Below are 3,289 nucleotides of genomic sequence, written 5' to 3' on the forward strand. Positions count from 1 at the left end.
TTTTTATGAGAGTGTTTTAATCTGGAATAACCAGACGTTCATTAAAAATTTGGTAAATAAAGAGGTAACACAAGCGTACTTGTATTGAAACAGCAAAGCCGTATGATTTTGAGGTAATTGAGATTATATGGTCAAGAAGAGAAGCGCAAACGGTGGATGCCTTGGCAGTAAGAGGCGAAGAAGGACGTGGAATCCTGCGAAAAGCTCTGGTGAGCTGGAAACGAGCGTTTAACCAGAGATGTCCGAATGGGGGAACCCGGCCATACGTGAGTATGGTCATCTGCAACTGAATACATAGGTTGTAGAGGCGAACTCGGGGAACTGAAACATCTAAGTACCCGAAGGAAAAGAAATCAATTGAGATTCTCCAAGTAGCGGCGAGCGAACGGGGAAGAGCCTGGTGTGATTTATAATACAATGAAATAGAACAACTTGGGAAAGTTGGCCATAGAGGGTGAAAGCCCCGTATATGCAGGTTGTATTAGGAACTAAGCACGCGAACAAGTAGGCCGGGACACGTGTAATCCTGGTTGAATATGGGTGGACCATCATCCAAGGCTAAATACTACTTACTGACCGATAGTGAACCAGTACCGTGAGGGAAAGGCGAAAAGAACCCCGGAGAGGGGAGTGAAATAGAACCTGAAACCGTTTGCGTACAAGCAGTGGGAGCATTTCTTCGGAGATGTGACTGCGTACCTTTTGTATAATGGGTCAGCGAGTTACTTTCAGTGGCGAGGTTAACTGAATAAGGAAGCCGTAGAGAAATCGAGTCTGAATAGGGCGCGAGTCGCTGTGAGTAGACCCGAAACCGGGCGATCTAGTCATGTGCAGGATGAAGGTTGGGTAACACCAACTGGAGGTCCGAACCGGGTAATGTTGAAAAATTATCGGATGACGTGTGACTAGGAGTGAAAGGCTAATCAAGCCCGGAGATAGCTGGTTCTCCCCGAAAGCTATTTAGGTAGCGCCTCGTGAATGATTACTGGGGGTAGAGCACTGTTTCGGCTAGGGGGCTGTCATGGCTTACCAAACCGATGCAAACTCCGAATACCGGCTAATTGAATCACGGGAGACACACGGCGGGTGCTAACGTCCGTCGTGAAGAGGGAAACAACCCAGACCGCCAGCTAAGGTCCCAAAGTACTAGTTAAGTGGGAAACGATGTGGGAAGGCATAGACAGCCAGGAGGTTGGCTTAGAAGCAGCCACCCTTTAAAGAAAGCGTAATAGCTCACTGGTCGAGTCGGCCTGCGCGGAAGATGTAACGGGGCTAAAACTAGTCACCGAAGCTGCGGATGTGCACTAAGTGCACGTGGTAGGGGAGCGTTCTGTAGGCTGATGAAGGTGGATTGAGAAGTCTGCTGGAGGTATCAGAAGTGCGAATGCTGACATGAGTAACGATAATGAGGGTGAAAAGCCCTCACGCCGGAAGTCCCAGGTTTCCTGCACGACGTTAATCGGAGCAGGGTGAGTCGGCCCCTAAGGCGAGGCTGAAGAGCGTAGTCGATGGGAACCAGGTTAATATTCCTGGACTTTTTATAAGTGGTGAAGTGGGGACGAAGAAGGCTAGATAAGCCAGGCGTTGGTTGTCCTGGTATGTGCATGTAGGGGGGTAGACTAGGCAAATCCGGTTTACCATTAACCCTGAGGTGCGACATGGTGCTGACACTTCGGTGTACAGCGAAGTTATTGATGCCCGGCTTCCAGGAAAAGCTGCTAGCCATAACTTATAGAGAACCGTACCGCAAACCGACACAGGTGGACAGGTAGAGAATACTAAGGCGCTTGAGAGAACTCGGGTGAAGGAACTAGGCAAAATGGTACCGTAACTTCGGGAGAAGGTACGCCCTTTCTGGTGATGGGATTTACTTTCAGAGCTGGAGAGGGCCGCAGAGACCAGGTGGCTGCGACTGTTTATTAAAAACACAGCACTCTGCAAATTCGTAAGAAGACGTATAGGGTGTGACGCCTGCCCGGTGCCGGAAGGTTAATTGATGGGGTTATCTTCGGAGAAGCTCTTGATCGAAGCCCCGGTAAACGGCGGCCGTAACTATAACGGTCCTAAGGTAGCGAAATTCCTTGTCGGGTAAGTTCCGACCTGCACGAATGGCGTAACGATGGCCACACTGTCTCCACCCGAGACTCAGTGAAATTGAAATCGCTGTGAAGATGCAGTGTACCCGCGGCTAGACGGAAAGACCCCGTGAACCTTTACTATAGTTTTGCACTGGACTTTGATGATAACTGTGTAGGATAGGTGGGAGGCTTTGAAGTGAGGACGCTAGTTCTCATGGAGCCGACCTTGAAATACCACCCTGTTGTTATTGAGGTTCTAACTTGGTCCCGTAATCCGGGATGAGGACAGTGTATGATGGGTAGTTTGACTGGGGCGGTCTCCTCCCAAAGAGTAACGGAGGAGCACAAAGGTACCCTCGGTACGGTCGGACATCGTACCAAGAGTGTAAAGGCATAAGGGTGCTTGACTGCGAGAGCGACGGCTCGAGCAGGTACGAAAGTAGGTCTTAGTGATCCGGTGGTTCTGTATGGAAGGGCCATCGCTCAACGGATAAAAGGTACTCCGGGGATAACAGGCTGATACCGCCCAAGAGTTCATATCGACGGCGGTGTTTGGCACCTCGATGTCGGCTCATCACATCCTGGGGCTGAAGCAGGTCCCAAGGGTATGGCTGTTCGCCATTTAAAGTGGTACGCGAGCTGGGTTTAGAACGTCGTGAGACAGTTCGGTCCCTATCTGCCGTGGGCGTAGGAAAATTGAGAGGAGCTGCTCCTAGTACGAGAGGACCGGAGTGGACGAACCTCTGGTGTACCGGTTGTCACGCCAGTGGCATTGCCGGGTAGCTAAGTTCGGACGGGATAACCGCTGAAAGCATCTAAGCGGGAAGCCTCCCTCAAGATGAGTTTTCCCATGAAGCCCGTTGGAGACTACGACGTTGATAGGCAAGGTGTGGAAGCGCAGTAATGCGTGCAGCTAACTTGTACTAATTGGCTGATTGTCTTGACCATATAATCTGAGTTACTTCAGATGAACTGAATCAATACCTGGGGTAGGACACCTGCCCCGAAATAAATACAAAATAGTGTGTCCTCTTTATTTACCTCGTGCATGATTCGGGTATAATATGCCCAATTGATCATGTCAAACCAGTTTTCCTGGCGACCATAGCGGTTTGGAACCACCTGACTCCATCTCGAACTCAGAAGTGAAACGAACCCGCGCCAATGATAGTGTGAGGTCTCCTCATGTGAAAGTAGGTCATCGCCAGGGT

The 3,289-nt window shown here is 50.1% G+C and carries 2 rRNA genes; both read left to right on the forward strand.

The window, feature by feature from the left end:
- The first annotated feature begins 129 nt into the window (after window positions 1–129).
- Window positions 130–3,026, forward strand: a 23S ribosomal RNA gene (locus tag KYQ_RS01345).
- A gap of 146 nt (window positions 3,027–3,172) precedes the next feature.
- Window positions 3,173–3,288, forward strand: a 5S ribosomal RNA gene (rrf, locus tag KYQ_RS01350).
- Window position 3,289: the final 1 nt, after the last annotated feature.

The sequence above is a fragment of the Fluoribacter dumoffii NY 23 genome, assembly GCF_000236165.1.
In the GTDB taxonomy this organism is placed as follows: domain Bacteria; phylum Pseudomonadota; class Gammaproteobacteria; order Legionellales; family Legionellaceae; genus Legionella; species Legionella dumoffii.